21 protein-coding genes are annotated in these 22,027 nt (G+C 66.3%); 9 read left to right on the top strand and 12 right to left on the bottom strand.

Annotated features, from left to right (window positions below):
- Positions 1 to 2 precede the first annotated feature (2 nt).
- The 3 genes from KR767_RS00725 (at position 3) to hflD (ending at position 2,498) form a co-directional block, all read left to right on the top strand.
- The gene (locus KR767_RS00725) at positions 3 to 491 is read left to right on the top strand and encodes an NUDIX hydrolase (protein ID WP_166947236.1); all 489 of its coding nucleotides are present in this window, start codon (positions 3 to 5) and stop codon (positions 489 to 491) included.
- Positions 488 to 1,582 carry a tRNA 2-thiouridine(34) synthase MnmA gene (gene mnmA, locus KR767_RS00730; RefSeq protein WP_166947237.1) on the top strand — a complete coding sequence of 365 codons (1,095 nt, stop codon included), beginning with the start codon at positions 488 to 490 and terminating at the stop codon, positions 1,580 to 1,582. Before KR767_RS00725 ends, mnmA begins: the two co-directional genes overlap by 4 nt.
- 289 nt (positions 1,583 to 1,871) lie before the next feature.
- The gene (gene hflD, locus KR767_RS00735) at positions 1,872 to 2,498 is read left to right on the top strand and encodes a high frequency lysogenization protein HflD (protein WP_166947238.1); all 627 of its coding nucleotides are present in this window, start codon (positions 1,872 to 1,874) and stop codon (positions 2,496 to 2,498) included.
- A 90-nt stretch (positions 2,499 to 2,588) separates the two neighbouring features.
- On the opposite strand, the gene KR767_RS00740 is transcribed toward hflD, so the two are convergent.
- A complete protein-coding gene (locus KR767_RS00740; protein WP_250877789.1) occupies positions 2,589 to 3,557 on the bottom strand; it encodes a LysR family transcriptional regulator in 969 nt (322 codons plus the stop codon).
- A 190-nt stretch (positions 3,558 to 3,747) separates the two neighbouring features.
- Between KR767_RS00740 and acnA the strand changes: the two genes are divergently transcribed.
- Complete coding sequence (gene acnA, locus KR767_RS00745; protein ID WP_166947239.1) at positions 3,748 to 6,489, top strand: aconitate hydratase AcnA; 2,742 nt, start codon at positions 3,748 to 3,750, stop codon at positions 6,487 to 6,489.
- Between the two features lie 510 nt (positions 6,490 to 6,999).
- The gene (locus KR767_RS00750) at positions 7,000 to 8,697 is read left to right on the top strand and encodes an AMP-binding protein (protein ID WP_250877790.1); all 1,698 of its coding nucleotides are present in this window, start codon (positions 7,000 to 7,002) and stop codon (positions 8,695 to 8,697) included.
- A gap of 196 nt (positions 8,698 to 8,893) precedes the next feature.
- Here KR767_RS00750 and KR767_RS00755 read toward each other — a convergent pair whose 3' ends face one another.
- On the bottom strand, positions 8,894 to 9,250 hold the full coding sequence (locus KR767_RS00755; RefSeq protein ID WP_166947241.1) for a PilZ domain-containing protein: 357 nt from the start codon (positions 9,248 to 9,250) through the stop codon (positions 8,894 to 8,896).
- Between the two features lie 133 nt (positions 9,251 to 9,383).
- Entirely contained in the window at positions 9,384 to 10,535 is a 1,152-nt protein-coding gene (gene dinB, locus KR767_RS00760) for a DNA polymerase IV (RefSeq protein WP_250877791.1), read from the bottom strand.
- A gap of 435 nt (positions 10,536 to 10,970) precedes the next feature.
- On the opposite strand from dinB, the gene KR767_RS00765 reads away from it, so the two are divergent.
- The 4 genes from KR767_RS00765 to arsC all read left to right on the top strand — a co-directional run bounded on the left by KR767_RS00765 (position 10,971) and on the right by arsC (position 14,529).
- Positions 10,971 to 11,774 carry a segregation and condensation protein A gene (locus KR767_RS00765; protein ID WP_243853126.1) on the top strand — a complete coding sequence of 268 codons (804 nt, stop codon included), beginning with the start codon at positions 10,971 to 10,973 and terminating at the stop codon, positions 11,772 to 11,774.
- A gap of 90 nt (positions 11,775 to 11,864) precedes the next feature.
- Positions 11,865 to 12,698 carry an SMC-Scp complex subunit ScpB gene (gene scpB, locus KR767_RS00770; protein ID WP_166947244.1) on the top strand — a complete coding sequence of 278 codons (834 nt, stop codon included), beginning with the start codon at positions 11,865 to 11,867 and terminating at the stop codon, positions 12,696 to 12,698.
- Complete coding sequence (locus KR767_RS00775; RefSeq protein WP_250877792.1) at positions 12,695 to 14,191, top strand: pseudouridine synthase; 1,497 nt, start codon at positions 12,695 to 12,697, stop codon at positions 14,189 to 14,191. Before scpB ends, KR767_RS00775 begins: the two co-directional genes overlap by 4 nt.
- Entirely contained in the window at positions 14,188 to 14,529 is a 342-nt protein-coding gene (gene arsC / locus KR767_RS00780; protein ID WP_250877793.1) for an arsenate reductase (glutaredoxin), read from the top strand. The genes KR767_RS00775 and arsC overlap by 4 nt, the downstream gene beginning before the upstream one ends.
- A gap of 146 nt (positions 14,530 to 14,675) precedes the next feature.
- Here the strand turns inward: arsC and hisIE are convergent, their stop codons facing one another.
- Genes hisIE through KR767_RS00825 form a run of 9 tightly spaced genes read right to left on the bottom strand, consistent with a single transcriptional unit; the run spans position 14,676 to position 22,011 of the window.
- Positions 14,676 to 15,278, bottom strand: a complete 603-nt coding sequence (gene hisIE, locus KR767_RS00785) for a bifunctional phosphoribosyl-AMP cyclohydrolase/phosphoribosyl-ATP diphosphatase HisIE (protein ID WP_250877794.1) — start codon at positions 15,276 to 15,278, stop codon at positions 14,676 to 14,678.
- Positions 15,275 to 16,045, bottom strand: a complete 771-nt coding sequence (gene hisF / locus KR767_RS00790; RefSeq protein WP_250877795.1) for an imidazole glycerol phosphate synthase subunit HisF — start codon at positions 16,043 to 16,045, stop codon at positions 15,275 to 15,277. Before hisF ends, hisIE begins: the two co-directional genes overlap by 4 nt.
- A complete protein-coding gene (gene hisA / locus KR767_RS00795) occupies positions 16,039 to 16,791 on the bottom strand; it encodes a 1-(5-phosphoribosyl)-5-[(5-phosphoribosylamino)methylideneamino]imidazole-4-carboxamide isomerase (RefSeq protein ID WP_250877796.1) in 753 nt (250 codons plus the stop codon). Before hisA ends, hisF begins: the two co-directional genes overlap by 7 nt.
- Positions 16,788 to 17,378: an imidazole glycerol phosphate synthase subunit HisH gene (gene hisH, locus KR767_RS00800; protein ID WP_250877797.1), complete on the bottom strand. Its 591-nt coding sequence runs from the start codon at positions 17,376 to 17,378 to the stop codon at positions 16,788 to 16,790. Before hisH ends, hisA begins: the two co-directional genes overlap by 4 nt.
- The gene (hisB, locus tag KR767_RS00805; RefSeq protein WP_250877798.1) at positions 17,378 to 18,442 is read right to left on the bottom strand and encodes a bifunctional histidinol-phosphatase/imidazoleglycerol-phosphate dehydratase HisB; all 1,065 of its coding nucleotides are present in this window, start codon (positions 18,440 to 18,442) and stop codon (positions 17,378 to 17,380) included. Before hisB ends, hisH begins: the two co-directional genes overlap by 1 nt.
- Positions 18,439 to 19,503 carry a histidinol-phosphate transaminase gene (gene hisC, locus KR767_RS00810; protein WP_250877799.1) on the bottom strand — a complete coding sequence of 355 codons (1,065 nt, stop codon included), beginning with the start codon at positions 19,501 to 19,503 and terminating at the stop codon, positions 18,439 to 18,441. Before hisC ends, hisB begins: the two co-directional genes overlap by 4 nt.
- A complete protein-coding gene (gene hisD, locus KR767_RS00815) occupies positions 19,500 to 20,807 on the bottom strand; it encodes a histidinol dehydrogenase (RefSeq protein WP_250877800.1) in 1,308 nt (435 codons plus the stop codon). The genes hisC and hisD overlap by 4 nt, the downstream gene beginning before the upstream one ends.
- Entirely contained in the window at positions 20,804 to 21,697 is an 894-nt protein-coding gene (gene hisG, locus KR767_RS00820; RefSeq protein ID WP_166947254.1) for an ATP phosphoribosyltransferase, read from the bottom strand. The genes hisD and hisG overlap by 4 nt, the downstream gene beginning before the upstream one ends.
- Positions 21,694 to 22,011, bottom strand: a complete 318-nt coding sequence (locus tag KR767_RS00825) for a YerC/YecD family TrpR-related protein (protein ID WP_166947255.1) — start codon at positions 22,009 to 22,011, stop codon at positions 21,694 to 21,696. The genes hisG and KR767_RS00825 overlap by 4 nt, the downstream gene beginning before the upstream one ends.
- Positions 22,012 to 22,027 lie beyond the last annotated feature (16 nt).

Genomic DNA, 22,027 nt, shown 5'->3' on the forward strand with positions numbered 1-22,027 from the left:
TCATGACTTCCCGCCCCGTCCCGGCCGAAAACGTCTGGTGCCCCCGTGTCACGGTGGCCTGCGTCGTCGCGCACGAAGGCCGCTTCCTGATGGTCGAGGAGGAGGTCTTCGGCGAACTGGCCTATAACCAGCCCGCCGGGCACCTCGATCCGGGCGAGAGCCTGCGCACCGCCGCCATCCGCGAGGCGCTGGAGGAAACCGGCCACACCATCGAACTGGACGCCTTCCTCGGTGCCTGGCAGTGGCTGAGCCCCGAGCACGGCGAACAGGTGATCAGGTTCGCCTTCAGCGGGCACTCGGTCTTGCACGATCCCGCGCGCCCGCTGGACACCGGCATCCGCCGCGCCCTGTGGATGCGCCGGGACGAAATCGAGGCCCTGGGCCCGCGCCTGCGCAGCCCGCTCATCCTCACCACCATCGACACCTGGCTGTCCGGGCGGCGCCTGCCGCTGGAGGCCGTGGCCAGCCTGCTGCCGGAGAACCCGGCATGAAGGTGATCCTGGGCGTCTCCGGTGGCGTGGATTCCTCCGTCGCGGCCCTCCTGCTCCAGCAGGCCGGTCACGAGGTGGAAGGCATGTTCATGCAGAACTGGGAAGAAGACGACCGCTCCGGACCCTGCACCACCGACGAGGACCGCAAGGACGCCGTGGCCGTCTGCGGCCGGCTGGGCATCCCGTTCCACGCGCGCAACTTCGCGGGCGAGTACTGGGATGGCGTGTTTGAGTATTTCCTGGCCGAATACGCAGCGGGGCGCACGCCCAATCCGGATGTTCTGTGCAACCGCGAGATCAAGTTCAAGACCTTCCTTGAACATGCACAGGCGCTCGGCGCCGAGAAGATCGCCACGGGCCACTACGCCCGGGTGGATTTCCGCGACGGCCACTACCGCCTGCTGCGCGCCGTGGATGCGAGCAAGGATCAGAGCTATTTCCTTCACGCCCTGGGCCAGAAGCAGCTGGCGGCCACGTTGTTCCCCGTGGGTGAAATCGAGAAGCCACGGGTCCGCGAGCTGGCCCGTGAAGCCGGCCTCGCCACGCATGCCAAGAAGGATTCCACCGGTATCTGCTTTATCGGCGAACGGGATTTTCGCGCCTTCCTGTCGCAGTACCTGCCCGCGAAGCCGGGCGCCATGGTCGATCCGGACGGCAACGTCATCGGCGAGCATCAGGGCGTGATGTATTACACGCTGGGCCAGCGCAACGGCCTGGGCATCGGCGGGCGCGTGGGTGCCTCGAACGATCCCTGGTACGTGGTAGGCAAGGACGTCGCCAGCAATGTGCTGATCGTCGCACAGGGTGGTGAGAACCACTGGCTGCAGTCCACGCGGCTCGAAGCCACCGATGCCACCTGGGTGGCCGGCGAGGCGCCCGGCCTGTCGTTCCGTTGCACGGCCAAGACCCGCTACCGCCAGTCCGACCAGGCCTGCACGGTCGAGGTCCGTGGTGACACCTTGCATGTCGTCTTCGACGAGCCCCAGCGCGCGGTCACCCCGGGCCAGTCCGTGGTGCTCTACGACGGCGAGGCCTGCCTGGGCGGCGCGGTGATAGCCGCCACGGATGCAGCCTACGGCGGCCTGACATGAACCCCCATCCCCCTGTAGGAGCGCGCCTTGCGCGCCACCGGTATCGCGATATGGCTGAAGAACGCAGGGCCCCTGCTTTCCGCAGATGGTCGCGATGTGGGTCGCGCGCAAGGCGCGCTCCTACAGTTCAGCCATATCGCGATACCGGTGGCGCGCAGGGCGCGCTCCTACAGTTCAGCCATATTGCGATACCGGTCGCGCGCAAGGCGCGCCCTACCGTTCAGCTGTGTCGCGGTTCTGGTTGCGCGCGAGGCGCGCTCCTACATGAAATGTTTTCTGAGTCTGACCAATGAATGAAGAACGCGTCCTAGCCCTTGCCGGAGTTTTCCAGGGGGCCGCCCTCGCCCAGCAGCTTGCCACCGACGGCCGCTGCGACGACGTCGCGTTCGAAGCCAGCATGGCCAGCGTGTTCCGCATCGACGCGGATACGGTGGCCGGTGTCTACGGCGGCGTGGCCGGCGTGCGGAAAGGCCTGCGCACCCTCGTGGCCCAGTTCGAGGACCAGACCCGCGACATCGCCGTGATGCGCATGGCCGTCACGGTGCTGCGCCTGGAACGTTCGCTGTCGCGTAACCGCCCCCTGCTCGACCGTCTGCGCGAAGGCATCGTCGCCACCCAGCGCCAGGTGGAGCATTTCGGGATGGACCATCCGAACGTCACCGCCCGGCTCGCCGAGGTGTATGCGAGCACCCTGTCCACGTTGAAACCGCGGGTGATGGTCACCGGCACCCCGGCCCATCTTCAGCAGAAGGCGAACGTGGAGCGCGTGCGCGCCGCACTGCTGGCCGCCGTGCGTTCCGCGGTGCTGTGGCACCAGATCGGCGGACGGCAGTGGCAGATCCTGTTCTATCGCAAGCAATGCGCGATGCTGGCCCGCGGCCTTCTTACCGGCTCCACGCTCGACAACGGCCTCTGAGCCCCTGGCATGGCCCGCCCTCCTGTAGGAGCGCGCCTGCGCGCGACCGTTCCGTCGTAGCGCCATGCAGGTCGCGCGCAAGGCGCGCTCCTACAGGGGGGTGGTGGTGTCCAGGCCGGGGATGGTGCCGGCGAGGGTTCTGAGCAGTTCGCCGAAGCCCACCAGGTCGTCGCGCCAGGGGGTGGCGCTGCGCCAGTAGAGGGCGATATGCCGCCCGGGTCGCGCGCCTTCCACTGCGGCCAGCACCACGTTCGGGATGGAATTGAGTCGCTCGTGGGCCAGGATCGGCACCAGCGAATAGCCGCCGCGCAGGGCCACCAGGGTGGCAAGGCTCTCGATGCTGAGATCCTGGATGCGCTCAGGCCGCGCCGCGCCGGGCATGCCCAGATCCGACACCCCGTTCCCGTGGCTTTCCGCCATCAGGGTCGCATCGGCGGCATCCAGTTCCGTGAGGGCAATGGCCTCCCGGCCCGCCAGCGGGTGACCCTTGTGCAGCATCAGCTCATAGGGCTCGAAGAACAGCGCCACGGAATCCAGCCCCGTCATGGCCGTGCTCGGCGGCGCCAGCACGGCATCCAGTTCGCCCTCGCCCAGTCGCCGGAGCAGTCCACGTGGCTTGCCTTCGGAGATGGTCAGGCGCGTATCCGGGAAACGCTGCGGAAACGGCTCGATGACATGCGGCAGCAGATAAGGCCCCAGCGTGGACGGCACGCCCAGTCGCAATTCCCCACCGAAAGCCACGTCACCCGCCCGCGCCGCGTGCTCCAGGTGCTCCGCGGCCGATAACACGCTGTCGATGTAACCCAACAGACGCTGACCGCTGGCCGTGGGCGCAACCCGCCGGCCACCGCGCTCGAAGAGCGGCATGCCCAGGGCCTGCTCCACCTTCTGCACCTGGTGGGAAAGCCCGGAAGGGCTGATGTACATGGCCCGCGCGGCGCTGTTGAAGCTGCCTTCACGCGCCACGGCCTGGACGAGCGCGAGGTCGCGCAACGACACCGACGACAGGGCCATCGAAATCATCGAACGCTGCGTGCCATCAAATGCGTTTGCGCCCATGCGTCCCCGCCTTCATCCTTCAGCCGCCGAATTTCGCGCGGCTTGCGCCACGGACCGCGCATTGTAGCCGCACCCAGGCCGCATGGCGGTCGCATACGGGCGGCAGACTGCGCGATAATCGACGCTTTGACGGCCCCGACCGGGTCCGTCAGGCCTCCCCAGCTAAAGAACGTCACGCCAGGAGTACAGCATGAAAGACTCGTTCTCGGTCCGAGACAGTATCGAAGTCAACGGCAAGCGCCACGCCATCGCCAGCCTGGCCAAGCTCGGCGAAAAGTTCGACCTCAAGCGCCTGCCCTACTCCATGAAGATCCTCCTGGAGAACCTCCTCCGCCAGGAAGACGGCGTGAACGTCACCTCGAAGGAAATCGAGGCCGTCGCCAAGTGGGACGCCAAGGCCGAGCCGGACACCGAAATCTCCTTCATGCCCGCCCGCGTGGTCCTTCAGGACTTCACCGGCGTGCCCTGCGTGGTCGACCTCGCCGCCATGCGCGACGCCGTGGTGAAGCTCGGCGGCGACGCCAAGCGCATCAACCCGCTGGTGCCGGCCGAGCTGGTCATCGACCACTCCGTGCAGGTCGACGCCTTCGGTACCGAATCGGCCCTCGAAAAGAACGTCGAAATCGAATTCGAGCGCAACCAGGAGCGCTATTCCTTCCTGCGCTGGGGCCAGAAGGCCTTCAACAACTTCGCCGTCGTGCCGCCGCGCACCGGCATCGTCCACCAGGTGAACCTCGAGAACCTGGCGCGCGTCGTGTTCACCAGTGAAGTAGACGGCGAATCCTTCGCCTACCCCGACAGCGTGTTCGGCACCGACTCGCACACCACGATGATCAACGGCATCGGCGTGCTGGGCTGGGGCGTGGGCGGTATCGAGGCCGAGGCCGCGATGCTGGGCCAGCCGTCGTCCATGCTGATCCCGCAGGTCGTGGGCTTCCGCCTCACCGGCAAGCTCTCCGAAGGCGTCACCGCCACCGACCTCGTGCTCACCGTCACCCAGATGCTGCGCAAGCTCGGCGTCGTGGGCAAGTTCGTCGAGTTCTTCGGCAACGGCCTGCAGAACCTGCCGCTGGCCGACCGCGCCACCATCGCCAACATGGCCCCGGAATACGGCGCCACCTGCGGCATCTTCCCGGTCGACCAGGAAGCCCTGAACTACCTGCACCTGTCCGGTCGCGACGACGCCCAGATCAAGCTGGTGGAAACCTACGCCAAGGCCCAGGGCCTGTGGCACGACGCCAACACGCCGGAAGCCGAGTTCACCACGGTGCTCGAGCTCGACATGGCCACGGTCAAGCCGTCGCTGGCCGGCCCGAAGCGTCCGCAGGACCGCGTGCTGCTCGAAGGCGTGAAGCAGAGCTTCCTCGACGTCGTGGGTCCGCTCACCGCCAACCGCAAAACCAAGAACGGCGACACCTCGCGCTTCAGCAATGAAGGCGGCGGCACCGCCATCGGCAACGAAGCCAACGGCATCAACGAGGAAGGCGTGCTCGTCCACAAGGACGGCCAGAACTTCCGCATCAACGACGGCTCCGTCGTGATCGCCGCCATCACCTCGTGCACCAACACCTCCAACCCGGCCGTGATGCTTGCCGCCGGCCTGGTGGCGAAGAAGGCCGCCGCGCGTGGCCTCACCTCCAAGCCGTGGGTGAAGCCCTCGCTCGGACCGGGCTCGCTCGTGGTCACCGAGTACCTGAAGAAGACCGGCCTGCTCGCCGAGCTGGAAAAGGTCAACTTCTACGTGGTCGGCTACGGCTGCACCACCTGTATCGGCAACTCGGGTCCGCTGCCGACCGAAATCAGCAAGGGCATCTCCGAAGGCGATCTCGCCGTGGCTTCGGTGCTCTCGGGCAACCGCAACTTCGAAGGCCGCGTGCATCCGGAAGTGAAGATGAACTACCTGGCCTCGCCGCCGCTGGTGGTCGCCTACGCCCTGGCCGGTACGCTCAACATCGACCTCACGAAGGACGCGATCGGCACGGGCAGCGATGGCCAGCCCGTGTACCTGAAGGACATCTGGCCGAGCAACCAGGAAATCAGCGACCTCATCGCCGGCGCCATCACGCCGCAGATGTTCAAGGACAGCTACGCCGACGTGTTCAAGGGCGACAGCCGCTGGAACCAGATCGCCTCGCCGGATGGCCAGACCTACGCGTGGGACGACTCCACCTACATCAAGAACCCGCCTTACTTCGACGGCATGTCCGCCGAAGCCGGCACCATCGAGGACATCCACGGCGCCCGCGCCATGGGTATCTTCGGTGACTCGATCACCACCGACCACATCTCGCCGGCAGGCTCGATCAAGAAGGACAGCCCGGCGGGCCGCTTCCTGATCTCCAAGGGCGTGGAGCCGAAGGACTTCAACTCCTACGGTTCGCGTCGCGGCAACGACGACGTGATGGTGCGCGGCACCTTCGCCAACATCCGCATCAAGAACCTGATGCTCGATGGCGTCGAAGGCGGCTACACCAAGTACATCCCGTCCGGCGAACAGATGGCCATCTACGATGCCGCCATGAAGTACAAGGCCGACGGCACCCCGCTGGTCGTGCTCGCCGGCAAGGAATACGGCACCGGTTCGTCGCGTGACTGGGCAGCCAAGGGCACCCTGCTGCTGGGCGTCAAGGCTGTCATCACCGAAAGCTTCGAGCGCATCCACCGCTCGAACCTGGTCGGCATGGGCGTGCTGCCCTGCCAGTTCCAGGACGGCGAGAACGCGCAGTCGCTGGGCCTGAAGGGCGACGAAGTGTTCGACATCACCGGCCTCAACGGTGGCGAATCGAAGACGGCGTCGGTCAAGGCCACACGTCCGGACGGCTCGGTCAAGGAGTTCACCGTGAAGGTGCTGCTGCTGACCCCGAAGGAGCGCGAGTTCTTCCGCCACGGCGGCATCCTGCAGTACGTGCTGCGCTCGCTGGCGAAGGCGTAAGCCGTCGTCGACAAGGTCGGCTCCTTCGGGAGCTGATCTGGAAAAAAGCCCCGGTATTCCGGGGCTTTTTTCGTTGCGGATGCGGTGGGCTGTTTTCGTAGGTGGCGGTGGGGCGAAAACCCGTGCCCGGCGCTGGGTCCCTGCTTTCGCAGGGACGACATGAGGGATATCGAAGTGGTTGCAAACATGCGATCCGTCGTTCCAGCGAACGCTGGAACCCAGCGCCGGACGCCGGGTTTTCGCCGCGCCGCAGCTACGACTTTTCTACACTGGGGCAGGCAAGCCCAGGCCCCCGAACACGAAAGACCGCCCCAGCCCGCCGCGACACATAAGCAAGCAACCACTCGCCCCCAGAACAAAGCCCACACGAAAATTCACAATAACCAAGGGGGATTTCGTCGATAAACGACGCTGCAATGCGGCTTGCCGCTATACGCGTGCGTATGCTCCAATGCCGCGATCGTACGACGGATTGCCGTGCGAACGTCACCAATGGAGTCCGCCCCATCCATGAGCACCGAGCGTCCGTGGCTTGATCATTACCCCGAAGGCGTGCCGGCAGATGTTCCCGTCGACACCTATCGCTCCGTCGCTGCCCTGTGCGAAGAGTCCTTCGCCAAATTCAGCGATCGCCCTGCCTTCCGCAACTTCGGCCACACGCTGACGTATCGCGAGGTCGACGAGCAGTCCAAGGCCTTCGCCGGCTTCCTGCACGGCGAGCTGGGCCTGCGCAAGGGCGACCGCATCGCGATCATGCTGCCCAACCTGCTGCAGTATCCCGTAGCCCTGTTCGGCGCCTTGCGCCTCGGTCTCACGGTGGTCAACACCAATCCGCTGTACACCGCACGCGAACTGCACCACCAGCTGGAAGACTCCGGCGCCAAGGTGCTCATCGTGCTGGACAACTTCGCCCACACCGCCGCACAGGCTCTGGACGGTACGAAGGTGCAGCACGTCATCACCACCGGCGTGGGCGATCTCATCGGCTTCCCGAAGGGCGCGATCATCAACTTCGTGGTGAAGCACATCCGCAAGGAAGTACCCGCCTTCCGCCTGCCAAAGGCCATGCGCTTCAAGGACGCCCTCGAACGCGGCCGCAAGCATCCGATGCCCAAGGTCGAGGTGAATCCCGAAGACCTGGCCTTCCTCCAGTACACCGGGGGCACCACTGGCGTGGCCAAGGGCGCGATGCTCACGCACGCGAACATGGTCGCCAACATGCTGCAGACCCGTCCGTGGGTGGCGCATCACGCCACGCCGGGCGAAGAGACCATCATCACGGCGCTGCCGCTGTATCACATCTTCTCGCTCACGGTGAACGGCCTCATCTTCACCAGCCTGGGTGGCCTCAACGTGCTCATCACCAACCCGCGCGACATGGCGGGTTTCGTGAAGGAGCTGCGCAAGACCAGCTTCACCGCCATCACCGGCGTCAACACGCTGTTCAACGGCCTGCTCAACACGCCAGGCTTCGACCAGGTGGATTTCTCTCGCCTGCATCTGGCCATGGCCGGTGGCATGGCCTTGCAGCGTGCGGTCGCCGAGCGCTGGAAGAAGGTCACCGGCCGCGCCATCATCGAAGGCTACGGTCTTACCGAGACCTCGCCCGTGGCGCTCGCCAACAAGGTGGACGTCAACGAGTACACCGGTTCCATCGGCTACCCCATCCCCAACACCTACGCGGAAATCCGCGACGACGAAGGCCACCCCCTGCCCCTTGGCCAGGAAGGCGAGCTCTGCATCCGTGGTCCGCAGGTGATGAAGGGCTACTGGGCGCAACCGGAGGAAACCGCGAAGGTGCTCTCCGACGATGGCTGGCTGCGCACGGGCGACATCGCGAAGATGGACGAAACGGGCCAGGCCTTCATCGTCGATCGCAAGAAGGACATGATCCTCGTCTCCGGCTTCAACGTGTATCCGAATGAGATCGAGGCCACGATCATGCATCACCCCGGCGTAGCCGAAGTGGCCGCCGTGGGCGTGGACGACGAGCACTCCGGTGAAATCGTGAAGATCTACGTGGTGCGCAAGGACCCTTCTCTCACCGAGGAAGCCCTGCGCGAGTACTGCCGCGAAAACCTCACCGGCTACAAGCGTCCGAAGCAGATCGAGTTCCGCGATTCGCTGCCCAAGAGCAACGTGGGCAAGATCCTCCGCCGCGAGCTGCGCGACGAGGAACGGAAGAAGAAAAAGGCCGCGCAGGCCTGATGAAAAAAGGGCCGCGAAAGCGGCCCTTTTTATTTGCGAAACCCTACCCCGTAGGAGCGCGCCTCGCGCGCGACCGGATCTGGCGCGGCGCACGGGGAAACCGGATGCATGACTGGGCCTCGCGTAACGTTCGGAAAAACCGGATGCAGGGCTCCGTAGGGTCGCGCGCGAGGCGCGCTCCTACAGGGGTGATGGATCACTCCTGGTGCCAGGCTTCGAGGGTGTCGGCGTAGCCGCCCAGCAGCTCCCACAGGGGGGCCTGCTTGTCTTCGGGGATGAGGGAATAGCGCAGGCCGATCTGACGCGCCGAGGCGCGGGCCACTTCGGCTTCCATGTTGATGTGCAGGTCGTGGGCGAACACGATATCCAGCACCCATACCTGACCCACTACGCCGCTCCAGCGCTGCGGACGCTTCAGCAGCACGCCCGTGGCCGAGATATCGATCAGATCGGTGGAAAAGGCTTCGTGCCCGCGGCTCATCAATACGGCCGCAGGTACCTTCATGCGTGCATGGCGCTCGTGCGCCTGTGCGCCGGCCTTATCAAGAGACATCAGTTGTTCCACCCATCCCGGTGCCTTGCCTTTGTCTGTCGCGATCGGCATGACCGCACCTCACAAACTTACGTTCCGTGTCACTTATCGACACATTAGCGCAGTCCGGGGCTCCGTTCACCGTCTTTTCGCGTCACTCCTTACCGCGCGTCTTCAGTACGCCAGCCCGGACCAGCGCCCCGGCGCCGAAGCGCCGGTTGATCCGGTCCTGGACGCCATCGGAGCGTTTTTCCGCTACCGGCGCGGCGAACATATCCTGCTGCTCGTCGCCATGCCGGGCATCGAACCCCGACAGCCCCACCCCGAGCAGGCGAAGCCTCGGTCGCGGATGCTGGTTCCACCAGACCTGAAGCAAGCGACGTGCCACGGCGTAAATCTCGGGCGTGGCATTGCCGGGGACCGGCAGCTGGGCCTGGCGGCTATGGGTGACGAAGGGCGGCTCGCGCAGCTTCACCGACACCGTGCGCCCCTCCAGCTCCCTGGCACGGGCCCTGGCGCCCACTCGCTCGCACTGGCGCAGCAGCCAGGCCTCGGCGATGGGCAGGGTGTCCAGGTCGGTCTCGAAGGTCCATTCGGCACTGATCGACACCTCGGCAGCATCGGCCACGACAGGCCGCTGATCCTCTCCGCGACACAGCGCCCGCAGCTGGGCGCCGTGACGGGGCCCCACCGCCTTGTGCAAGCGCCAGTCGTCGGCCCGCAGCAGGTCGCCGATGGTACGGATGCCGACGTTCTGCAAGGCCTCTTCGGCGACCTTGCCCACCGTCCACATGCGCCCGACCGGCAGGGGGTCGAGATACCCACGCACCTCGTCGGGCCGGATCACCAGGAACCCGTCGGGCTTGGACAGCTCACTGGCCAGCTTGGCCAGCAGCTTGTTGTGCGCCATGCCCACGGAAGCATTCAGGCCCGTCCGCGCCTTGATGTCGCCCTTGATCTGGCGCCCGATCGCTTCGATGGATGAGAACAGCCGCAGGCTGGCGCTCACGTCGAGAAAGGCCTCATCCAGCGACAGGCCCTCGATCATCGGCGTGAACTGGCCGAACACCTCGAATACCACGTCGGAAATGGCCTTGTAGCGGTCGTGGCGGGGAAAGATGTACTGGCCGTGGGGGCAGCGGCGACGGGCCTCTGCCGTAGGCATCGCCGAGCGGACGCCGTACTTGCGGGCCTCGTAATTGGCCGTGGAAACCACGCCCCGGCGCCCCAGTCCGGCGACGATCACCGGCTTGCCCACCAGCGAGGGGTCGTCCAGTTCCTCCACCGACGCGTAGAAGGCGTCCATGTCTACATGGATAATTGCGCGCTGGGCCGGCTGCATGACCCGTATTGTGCCGGATCGACAGGCGGCCCGCCGCTGGGTCCGCTGGACTTGGGCCGCCACAGGCGATACCCTGTATCCTCATCGGGTGTACTTATTGCGGGCGTCTCGCCCTAGCCGGCGTTATGGATGTTGCCGGCCAAGGTCCACCCTCCGACGTTCCTCAGAGGTAGTGACCCTTTCCGGGGTATCCAACGGTGATGTCTTTCGCTCGTCGGCGACGATGCGGGGCATGCCGGACGACCGGCGGTGTGGCCGCCGGACGGCATCGATGGTTGATTGCGTACCCGGTCGCCCTGGCGGCCCTTCTGACGTGTGCCGATGACTAACGAGACAACCGAAGTCCAGGTGGTCGAAACAACCCGTGACGCTTTTGCAGGCGTTCCGCAGCAACAGGAAATGCCCCTGGCTCTGGTGCGCGGGCAGCCGGTGCTGCAGATGCCGCAGGACCTGTACATTCCGCCGGACGCGCTCGAAGTCATCCTGGAATCGTTCGAAGGTCCGCTCGACCTGTTGCTTTACCTGATCCGGAGGCAAAACCTCGACATCCTCGACATCCCTGTCGCCGAAATCACCCGGCAGTACATGGACTACATCGGGATGATGCGCGAAGTGATGCGCCTGGAGCTGGCCGCGGAATACCTGCTGATGGCCGCGATCCTCGCGGAGATCAAATCCAGGCTCCTGCTGCCCAGGCCACCTGCGGAAGAAGGCCTCGAGGATGATCCGCGTGCCGAACTGGTACGCCGACTGCAGGAGTACGAACGCTTCAAGAGGGCCGCGCAGGACATCGAAGAACTGCCGCGCCTGGAACGCGACACCACCGTGGTGCATGCCTTTGTCGGCGAACAGACGGTGGTACGTGTCCCACCTCCGCTCGACCTGAAGGAACTGCTGCTCGCGCTCAAGGACGTGCTCAACCGCGCCGAACTGTTCACGCACCATGCGATCCAGCGCGAACCGCTCAGTGTCCGCCAGCGCATGGGTGAAGTGCTCGGCTCGCTCACCGGTGGCTCGTTCCACCGGTTCGAGACGCTGTTCGATATCAGCGAAGGCCGGCTCGGCGTGGTGGTCACCTTCCTTGCGATGCTGGAGCTCGCAAAGGAAATGCTGGTCGAGATCGTGCAGGAGCAAGCCCTGGGGCCCATCTACCTGCGCACGAAGGTCCAGACGGAGGCCGAGCACGAGGAAGCGCTCGCCTGACGGCCCCCGAGGGCCAGACATGGAATCTGCCGCCGCGCGCGGCGCGTTCGCGAAACCCATCCGCGCCCCGGCGCGGCACACCGAAGGCCTATGCAACCCGAACAACTCAAACCCATCGTGGAAGCGGCGCTGCTGGCGTCGACCCAGCCGATGACGATTCTTCAGCTGAAGGCGATCTTCGGCGAGGAAGAGGAGATCGGCAGCGACGAGCTGGCGGCAGCCCTTGCGGCGCTGACAGCGGATTGCGAAGGGCGTGGCGTCGAGCTGGTGGAAGTCGCTTCCGGCTGGCGCTACCAGGTTCGCCGCGAAGTCCACGGCTGGGTCTCCCGGATGTGGGCCGAACGCCCCAGCCGCTACTCGCGGGCCCTGCTGGAAACCCTGGCGCTCATTGCCTACCGCCAGCCGATCACCCGCCCCGAGATCGAACAGATCCGCGGCGTGGTCGTCTCCTCCAACATCATCAAGACGATGGAAGAGCGCGAATGGATCCGCGTGGTGGGCTACCGGGATGTCCCGGGCCGCCCTGCCCTGTTCGGCACCACCCGCACCTTCCTCGACTACTTCAACCTGAAGTCGCTGGACGCGCTGCCCCCGCTGTCCGAGATCCGCGACCTCGACGAGATCAATCCGCAGCTGCGCCTCGATGGCGACACGGAACCCGCCCCGGCCCGGGTGGCCCTGCCCGACGATGTCGAGGGCGACGACACCGATATCGATCTTCCCGCCGAGGCTTTCGCCACGGCCCCCCTCCCTGGTGACGCCGAGGTCGTTTCGCACGACGACGACGAAACCACGAACGAACGGCCTGCCGGCGACGACGTCGCCGCGGCATCCCCCACTGCCGACGAGGCAGAGAACACCGCAAGCACCGCCGACGAAGACGACGACGGTGCCGAGAAGAACCCCGAGGAGTCACGCGCATGAATGCGCCCCAGCGATCCCTGCTTACCCTGAAACGCGGCGGTAGCGCCGAAGAAGCCGCCCAGCTCGAAGAGCGCCTGCACAAGGTGCTCGCCAACGCCGGGCTCGGCTCGCGCCGGATGCTCGAACAGCGCATCCAGGCTGGCGAAGTCGAAGTCAACGGTACGGTCGCCACCATTGGCGAGAGCGTGCACGCCGGCGACCGCGTGGTGCTCGACGGCAAGCAGTTCGTCGTCGCCACCGATACCCGCAGCGATGCCGAAGTGCTGGTCTACCACAAGCCGGAAGGCGTGGTGACCACCCGCGACGACACCGAAGGCCGCCCCACCGTGTTCGAACAGCTGCCGCGCCTGAAGGGCGCGCGCTGGGTCGCCGTGGGTCGCCTCGACATCAACACCACCGGCCTGCTGCTGCTCACCACCGACGGCGAACTCGCCAACGCGCTGATGCATCCGAAGAGCGGCCTCGAGCGTGAATACCTCTGCCGCGTCCACGGCGAAGTGCCCGACGAGATCATCGAGCGCCTCAAGGCCGGTGTGGAACTGGAAGACGGCCCGGCCCGCTTCGACGAGATCGGCGTCATCAGCCGCGGCGGCAGCCACAGCTGGTTCCGCGTGACGATCCGCGAAGGTCGCAACCGCGAGGTCCGCCGCCTGTGGGATTCCCAGGGCTTTCTGGTCAGCCGCCTGAAGCGCATCCGCTATGGCAGCGTCGAGCTGCCCCGCGCCCTGCGTCGTGGCGACTGCGAGTCGCTGGACGAAACCGCCATCAAGGAACTGCGCGAGCGCGCCGGGCTCGGTGCTCCCGATCCGGTGCTCACGCTCAACGCCGTGGTGCACCAGCGCCGCGCACCGCGCCACGTCACCGAATACCGCCCGGACAAGGCGACCTCCGGTGGCTGGAGCTCGGCCCGTCATGACGAGGCCCGTGAACTTACCGCCTTCGACCGTATCCGCGACGACAATCCGCGCGGTGGCAAGGGTGGCGGCCGTGGCGGAAACGCCGGGGGCCGCCGTCGCGAGGTGAATGGCAACGTCGATCGTCCGGACCGTCCGGCCGGTGGCCAGCGCAAGTCGTCGCGTCGCGTGGCGCCCGGCCAGGAACTGCCGGCCCTGCGCACCTGGTTTGCAGGCGACAGCCGCACCGGTGGCGGCAACGCCAACGGTAACGTGGCGGGTAATCCGGGTGGCGGCAATCGCGGCCCCCGTGGACCGCGCAGCGGCCAGGGCGGCGGTGGCAACCGCGCCCAGGGCGGTGGCGGCATGGGCCAGGGCGGCCCGGGACGTGCCGGTGGCAACCGTGCTTCGGGTGGTAACGCTCGTGGTCCGGGCGGCGGCAACAGCCGTGGCCCCGGTGGCGGTAACGCCCGCGGTCCGGGTGGCGGCAACAGCCGAGGCCCGTCCGGTGGTGGCAACCGCGGTGGTCGCCCGGGTGGCGGCGGTAACCGTGGCGGTCGTCCCGGTGGCGGTGGCGGCAATCGTGGCGGCAACTTTTGAGCGCGCTCACGATCTGGCATAACCCGCGCTGTTCGAAGTCGCGGGACACCCTGGCCCTGCTGCAACAGCAGGGCCTTGAGCCGATGATCGTGGAATACCTGAAGACCCCGCCCTCGGCGGCGCAGATCGATGCCGTGCTGAAAGCGCTCGGCATCGAGCCGCGTGAGCTGATGCGCAAGGGCGAGGCGGAATACGCCGATGTGCCGGCGAATGCGACGCGCCAGCAGCTGATCGATGCTATGGCGGCCACCCCGAAGCTCATCGAGCGTCCGGTGGTCATTCATGGGAAGAAGGCGGCCATCGGCCGCCCCCCGGAAGCCGTCCTGGCCATCCTATAACCGTGTAGGAGCGCGCCTCGCGCGCGACCGGTACGGCGATAGATCCCAAGCGCACCGCAGACCACGGTTTCTCGTGGTCCGCCGAAGAAATTCGTGCGTTATCGGTTTTCCCGGTCGCGCGCGAGGCGCGCTCCTACATGAGGAGGTCAGCGGTGGCGTGATGCTAGTTTTTGCACCACGCGCTCGAAGCCGATTCCGCGTGCGCGCAACACCACCATCAGGTGGAAGATCAGGTCGGCAGCCTCGCCAAGCAGGGCGTCGTCATCTTCGGCCACGGCTGCCAGCGCCGTTTCAACGCCCTCTTCGCCCACTTTCTGCGCCATGCGACGGATACCGCCGTCGAACAGCTTCGTGGTGTAGCTGCCTTCGGGGCGCTCGGCGTGGCGCGATGCCACCAGCGCATCCAGCTCCGCCAGGAAACCGAGTCGCGGCGCCACGTCGTCACCGAAACAGCTCGTCGTACCCGTGTGACATGTCGGGCCCGCAGGCAATGCACGCAACAGCAAGGTATCGGCATCGCAATCGATTTTCAGGTCGACCAGCGCCAGCACATCGCCGGAGGTCTCGCCCTTGGTCCACAGGCGCTGTTTGCTGCGGCTGTAGAACGTCACCAGACCGCTCTCACGCGTCTTCGCCAGCGCGGCCTCGTCCATATAGCCAAGCATCAGCACCTCGCCCGTACGCGCGTGCTGCACGATCGCGGGAACCAGGCCATCGCCCTTGGCAAAATCGGGAATTGTCGCGGTCATACACGTACCTCGATACCCTGCGCGCGCAGTTCGCGCTTCAAGGTGGGAATGGCGATCTCGCCGGAATGGAACACACTGGCCGCCAGGGCCGCGTCGACGTCGGCATCGCGGAATACCTCCACAAAATGTCCGGGCGTACCGGCACCGCCCGAAGCGACCAGCGGCACGCGGCAGCGCTGGCGGGCCTCGCGCAGCTGCTCGATGTCGTAACCGCGGCGGACTCCATCGGTTCCCATGCAGTTGAGCACGATCTCACCGGCGCCCAGCGCCTGCACTTCGTCGATCCAGTCGAGCGTGCGCTTGCGCAGCGCCTTCGTCTTCGACGGATCGCCGGTGTACTGGCGTACACGCCACTGGCCGTCGTCATCGCGCAGGCTGTCGATACCCACCACCACGCACTGCACACCGAACGCCTCGGCGATCTCGCCGACCAGCGCCGGACGTTCCAGTGCGGGCGAATTGATCGACACCTTGTCGGCGCCCGCATGCAGCACCTCGCGCGCGTCTTCCACGCTGCGGATACCGCCGGCCACACAGAACGGAATATCGATCTCGCGCGCGACTCGTTCCACCCAGTCGCGATCCACGCGGCGTCCTTCCGGACTTGCCGTGATGTCGTAGAACACCAGTTCGTCGGCGCCCTCGTCGCGATAACGCAGAGCGAGCTCCACGATGCCACCCACGACCACGTGATCGCGGAAACGCACCCCCTTCACCACCTGGCCGTCACGCACATCCAGGCACGGCACGATACGTCGGTTCAGCATGTGGCACCTGCCCTGGCCGCCATGTCGAATGCCTCGCCAAGGGTGAATTCGCCCTGTAACAAGGCTCTGCCGAGGATTACCCCGGAAACGCCCTGCAAGGTGAGCGCGGCGATATCGTCGAGCGAACGGACCCCGCCGGAGGCCTGCACGTCCATCGACGGCGCCAGCTGCTCCAGATGACGATAGAGCGCCGTGTTGGGACCGGTCATCGTGCCGTCGCGATCAATGTCGGTGCATAGCAGGTGCCTTGCACCTGCCCCGACGTAGAAAGGCAGCAAGTCGTCGAGGGTGCGCGCCTCGTCGGCAGTCCAGCCAGCACTGGGAAGCTTCCATTCGCCATCGCGGAAGCGGGTATCCAGTGCAAGCACGATACGCTCGGCGCCATAGGTCGCCAGCCAGCGCGCCACGGTATCGGGTTCGCGGATGGCGATGCTGCCAACAACGACACGAGACACCCCGGCATCGAGCAGTCGTTTCACACCGTCTTCGTCGCGCACCCCGCCACCGGCCTGAACATGCAGGCGCCCGGCATCCACGATGCGCGACAGCGTCGGCAGGTTTTCGAACTGTCCCGACCGCGCGCCGTCGAGATCGACCACATGCAGCCACGCGCTGCCTGCATCGGCATAACGACCGGCCAGGGCCAGGGGCTCCACGTCGAACGTGGTCTGCTGCGCGTAGTCGCCCTTGAACAGGCGCACCACCTTGCCGTCGCGCAGATCGATGGCGGGAATCGGGAGGGTCATAGCGAAAGAAAATTCTTCAGGAGTCGGGCACCCACGCCAGCGGAACGCTCGGGGTGGAACTGCATGCCCATGAAATTGCCGGAGGCGACCATCGCGGAGAAGGCCACGCCATGCTCGCTGGAAACCAGCGTGTAATCGCCGCTGGGCACCCTATAGCTGTGTACGAAGTAGGCGGTGTCGTGGGCTTCCAGCCCCGCCGTGAGCGGATGCTCCGCTTCGCGGCGCAAGCTGTTCCAGCCCATGTGCGGTACACGCAATCCGGGAGACTCGGCAAAGCGTCGTACCGTCGCCGGGATCACACCCAGGCATTCGGTATCGCCCTCTTCCGAGCGCTCGCACAGCAGCTGCATGCCGAGGCAGACGCCCAGCACCGGCTGGGTCAGGCCACGCAATACCTCCACGAGACCCGCCTCGCGAAGGCGTCGCATGCCAGGCGCGGCCGCGCCGACACCGGGGAGGATCACGTGCGTTGCCTCGCGGATACGACGGGCATCCGCGGTCAGTTCCGCATCGGTACCCAACCGCTGCAACGCATAGCGCACCGAGCCGATGTTGGTGCCACCGGCATCGACAAGGACCACACGCATCACAGGCTCCCCTTCGTGCTCGGCAGCTCCGCACCTTCGCGACGGATCGCCTGGCGCAGGGTACGCGCTACGACTTTAAAGCAACCCTCCACCATGTGGTGGGCATTCTCGCCTTCCACCGTGAGGTGCAGGTTGGCGCCCAGCGTTTCGCACAGGGAGCGGAAGAAGTGCGGCACCAGCTCGGTCGGCACATCGCCCACGCGGTCACGCGGGAACTCACCGTTGAAGACGAAGTACGGTCGGCCCGAGAGATCCAGCTCGGCACGCGCGGCGCTCTCGTCCATCGGCAGGGCAAACCCATATCGGCCGATGCCGCGCTTGTCGCCCAGTGCCTGGCGCAAGGCCTGCCCCAGCGCCAGTGCGGAATCCTCGATGGTGTGGTGTTCGTCGACCTGAACGTCGCCATCGCAGCGCAGATCCAGCGCAAAACCGCCGTGCTTGCCAATCTGTTCGAGCATGTGGTCGAAGAAGCCGAGCCCGGTGTGCACGGCAGGCTCGGCGATGCGGTCCAGATCCACGCGGACGCGAATGGAGGTTTCCTTCGTGCGACGGATGACCTCGGCCACGCGCGGTGCGTCGAGCAGGTCATGGGCAATCGACGCCCAGTCCTGTCCATCAGGCCCCACGCGAAAACCGCGCACGCCCATGTTCGCCGCGAAAATCATGTCGCTCTCACGGTCGCCGATCATGGCCGACTGGGCACGACTCCAGCTGTCGTCGGCCAGCCAGTGACGGGCGAGACCCGTGCCCGGTTTGCGCGTATCCCGGTTCTCGTGCGGGAAACTGCGGTCGATCAACTGCTCGCGGAACACGATGCCCTGCGACGACAGGATGCGCAGCAACAGGGCATGTGGGCCGTCGAAGGTATCCTGCGGGAACGATGGCGTGCCCAGGCCGTCCTGGTTGGTCACCATCACCAGCTCGTATCCGGCAGCGACACAGCGCTGCAAGGCGGCGATGACACCCGGCAGCAAGGCGAGCTTTTCGTAGCTGTCGATCTGCTGGTCGGCCGGTTCCTCGATGAGGCAACCGTCGCGATCGACAAAAAGAATCTTCCGGCTCATGCGCCTTCTCCCGCCCGCAGGATCGCCAGCACGCGGTCATTCTCGTTACCGGTGCCCACCGTAATGCGCAGGGCATCGGAAAGCCCCGGATAACGGGTGATATCACGCACCACGATGCCAGCGGCAAGCAGGCGACGATAGGTGCCGGCCGGATCGTCAAAACGCACGGCGATGAAGTTGGCATGCGAGGGAAGCACGGCGCGTACCCCGGGCAAAGTCGCCAGCGCCTGCGTCATGCGCGCCCGCTCGGACAGGGTCTCGCTCACATGGTGGCGCTGCACGCGGCGCCCTTCGTACGAAAGTGCAGACAGTGCCGCCTCGACGCAGGGCGTGGGTAGCGGATACGGCGGGATGATCCGGCGCAGCAGGCCGATCACGTCTTCCCGCGCCATCACCGTACCCACGCGCGCACCTGCCAGGGCCCAGGCCTTGGACAGCGTACGCAGCACGGCAACGTTGTCGAATTCATCAAGCAGGGTCGCCGCACCCGGCGCGCCGCTGAACTCGGCATAGGCCTCGTCGATCACCAGCACGGCACGGCCTGCCAGTTCGCGAGCAATACGACGAAGGGTTTCATGCTCGACCAGATTGCCCGTGGGATTGTTGGGCGAGCACACAAACACCAGGCGCGTACGCTCCGTCACGCTGGCCAACAGACGATCGACATCGAGTGCACCGGAGGCATCCAGCGGCGACTCGATGACGGCTGCATCCTGGATGCGTGCGCAGATCGCGTACATGCCGAACGTCGGCGGTGAAATCACGATGGCATCGCGACCGGCGCGACAGAAGGCACGTACCAGCAGGTCGATGGCCTCGTCGCTGCCTCGGGTGACAAGCAGCTGCGATGCATCGCGACCGTACAGCTCGGCCAGCGCTTCGACGAGCGCACGCGGCTGCGGGTCCGGGTAACGATTCAACCCCTCGCCTCCCGGGATATCCGCCGGTCGTGACGATTCATTGGCATTGAGCAGCACCGTGCCACCGGATGCTTCCATTCGTGCGCTGGAATACGGGGCAAGGGCGCGGATGTCCTCGCGGGCGAGATCGAGCACGCTCATGCCACGGCATCCATGGCGGCAAGGCGCAGCGTCACGGCCCGGCGGTGGGCTTCCAGTTGCTCGGCCTCGGCAAGAATCGCGGCGCACGGCCCGATGTTGCGCAGGCCATCCGCCGAGAGTTCCTGCACGGTGACCTGCTTCTGGAAGCTGGCCACGGAGACACCGCTGTAGCTGCGTGCATAGCCGTAGGTGGGCAGCACGTGGTTGCTGCCGCTGCAATAGTCACCCACCGATTCCGGCGTCCATTCACCGAGGAAAATGGACCCTGCCGACTCGATATCGTCGAGCAGTGCACGCGGATCGGCGGTCTGGATGATCAGGTGTTCCGGCGCATACCGGTTGCTGACTTCCACCGCCTGGGCAAGATCGCTTACGAGCACCAGGCGACTTTCGCCAAGCGCCTTCGCTGCCACCTCGGCACGAGGCAAGGCAAGACGCTGCCGCTCTACCTCGTCGGCCACACGATCGAGCAGATCCGCCGACGGGCTTACCAGCAGCACCTGAGAGTCCGGCCCGTGCTCCGCCTGCGATAGCAGGTCGGCCGCCACGAAGCGTGCATCCGCATCGGCATCGGCGATCACCAGGACTTCGGAGGGGCCGGCCGGCATGTCGATCGCCGCACCGGCCGGATCGCCGGCCACCTGGAGCTTCGCCTCGGTGACCCAGGCGTTGCCGGGGCCGAAGAGCTTGTCGCAACGGGGTACCGTGTCGGTTCCGTACGCCATGGCCGCGATGGCCTGCGCGCCACCGAGCTTGAAGACGCGACTCACCCCCGTGACCTTCGCGGCATACAGCACGGCATCATCGCAGCGGCCGTTCGCCTGTACCGGTGTACACAACACCACTTCGCGGCACCCGGCGATCACGGCCGGCACGCCGAGCATGATGGCCGTGGACGGCAACGGCGCACCACCGGCCGGCACATACAGGCCGACGCGGCGGATGGGACGCAACACGCGTTCGACGCGTACCCCCGGCGCTGTTTCGACGGAAACAGCGGTGGGCGCCGCAGCGCGGTGGAAGGTTTCGATACGTGACGCGGCTTCGCGTACGGCTGCCTTGAGCTCCGGCGCAAGCCGCGCTTCGGCAGCAGCGAATTCGTCGTCGCTCACGCTGAGGGCGTCCAGCGATGCACCATCGTAGCGCTCGGTCAGCTCGCGCAGTGCCACGTCACCGCGTGCGCGCACATCGGCGACGATGGCCTCGACGCCTTCGCGAAGCGGTTCAGCCCGCGATTGCGCCGGTCGCGCCAGGGCCGCGTCGCGGCCGGGTTCGTCCAGCGTGTTCCAGTCGATCCGTTTCATGCCAGCATCTTCTCCACCGGCAGCACCAGCATGTCGCGGGCACCGGCGCGTTTCATGTCTTCCAGCTGCCGCCAGCTCACCGAGCCGGCGCACAGCGCCTGCACCACCACCTGGTCCGGTGCGCCGTCCACCGCCGTGAGCGTGGGGATCGGCAGGCCGGGCAACAGGCGGGTAATTTCGTCGAGTGCGTTGCGTGGTGCCTGCAGCAGGATCAGGCGCGAATCGCGCACCTGGATCACGCCATCGAGACGGCGCAGCAGCAGCTCGGCAATCTCGCCGCGTTCGTCGGTCGGCAGGTCGCGCGGCCCCGCCAGCACGGCCTCGCTCTCCACCAGCACGGCGGTTTCGCGCAGCTGGTTCGCCACGAGGGTGGCGCCGCTGGAGACGAGGTCGCAGATGGCATCGGCCGTGCCCAGGCGGGGGGCGATTTCCACGGAGCCGGCCAGGTAGACGACCTTCGCGTCCACGCCGTTGCTGCGCAGCCATTCGCCCAGCAGGCCGGGATAAGACGTGGCGATGCGCTGGCCGCCCAGCTGTGCCGGGGTGTCGTAGGGTTCGTCCTGCGGCAGGGCAATGGAAAGGCGGCAGCGGCCGAAGCCCAGCGGGCGCAGCTCATCCAGTGCCACCCCGGCTTCGGGATGGGAGTACTGGTATTCCTGCAGCACGTTGCGACCGACGATGCCCATGTCGCAGACGCCCTCGGCGATAAGACCGGGGATGTCGTCGTCGCGGACCAGGAGCAGATCCACGGGCTCGCCCTCGCCGAAGCAGAACAGCTTGTCGCGACTCTGTCGGAATTTCAGCCCGCAGCGGGCGAGCAGCTCCTGCGCCGGCTCGGTCAGCCGGCCGGACTTCTGCATGGCGATGCGCAGGCGGTCACGCGGCTTCATGCCTCACCCCCGAGGTTGCGCCGGGCCGCGGCGGCCATGTAGCCCCCGTTGCCCTGGTTGAGATACCGGGCGACCCGGCCGATGGTGGTGATGCTCACCGCCGTGCGCTCATGGATTTCCCGGTAGGAGCGCCCTTCCAGCAGGTGCGGCACGACCCGCCAGCGATCCACCATGACCTCGATTTCGGCCGGAGTGCAAAGGTCGTGGAGGAACGCCCGCATTTCCTCCACGGAGGACAGGCCCAGCAGGGCCTCGCAGAGGCTGGTTTCGGCCGAATCGGCCGGGGTATCGGGATCGAGCGAGCGACGCTTCATAGTGTATTAACGCGTT

The sequence above is a fragment of the Luteibacter anthropi genome (genome assembly GCF_023699965.1).
Taxonomy (GTDB): Bacteria; Pseudomonadota; Gammaproteobacteria; order Xanthomonadales; family Rhodanobacteraceae; genus Luteibacter; species Luteibacter anthropi.